The sequence below is a fragment of the Mesorhizobium sp. M4A.F.Ca.ET.050.02.1.1 genome (assembly GCF_003997725.1).
Classification (GTDB): Bacteria; Pseudomonadota; Alphaproteobacteria; order Rhizobiales; family Rhizobiaceae; genus Mesorhizobium.
Genome location: NZ_RZSG01001399.1, coordinates 1 through 635, shown reverse-complemented (window position 1 = coordinate 635; position 635 = coordinate 1). Strand labels below are relative to the sequence as shown.

Genomic DNA, 635 nt, shown 5'->3' with positions numbered 1-635 from the left:
CCCGCATGCCGGTCATCACCAAGCTGACGCCCAACATCACCGACATCCGCAAGCCGGCGCGCGCGGCACACGCCGGCGGCACCGACGCGGTGTCTTTGATCAACACCATCAATTCGATCACCGGCGTCGACCTCGACAGTTTCGCGCCGCAGCCGACCATCGACGGCAAGGGCTCGCATGGCGGCTATTGCGGACCGGCGGTGAAGCCGATCGCCATGAACATGGTGGCCGAGATCGCGCGCGATGCTGAGACCCGCGGACTGCCGATCTCCGGCATCGGCGGCATCACCACCTGGCGCGATGCGGCGGAGTTCATGGCGCTCGGCGCTGGCAACGTGCAGGTCTGCACGGCGGCGATGACCTACGGCTTCAAGATCGTGCAGGAGATGATCGCCGGGCTTGAGAACTGGATGGACGAGAAGGGCCATGCCTCGCTCTCCGACTTCGTCGGCCGGGCCACGCCCAACGTCACCGACTGGCAGTATCTCAACCTCAACTATGTCGCCAAGGCGCATATCGACCAGGACGCCTGTATCAAATGTGGCCGCTGCCACATTTGATACAGGCGTCCTGGTCGATATGCGCCTTGGCGACATAGTTGAGGTTGAGATACTGCCAGTCGGTGACGTTGGGCG

The 635-nt window shown here is 63.6% G+C and carries 1 pseudogene; it reads left to right on the top strand.

The features are described from left to right. Window positions 1-557 (top strand): annotated as a pseudogene (locus EOA33_RS37755) (NAD-dependent dihydropyrimidine dehydrogenase subunit PreA); the annotation flags it as partial. Window positions 558-635 lie beyond the last annotated feature (78 nt).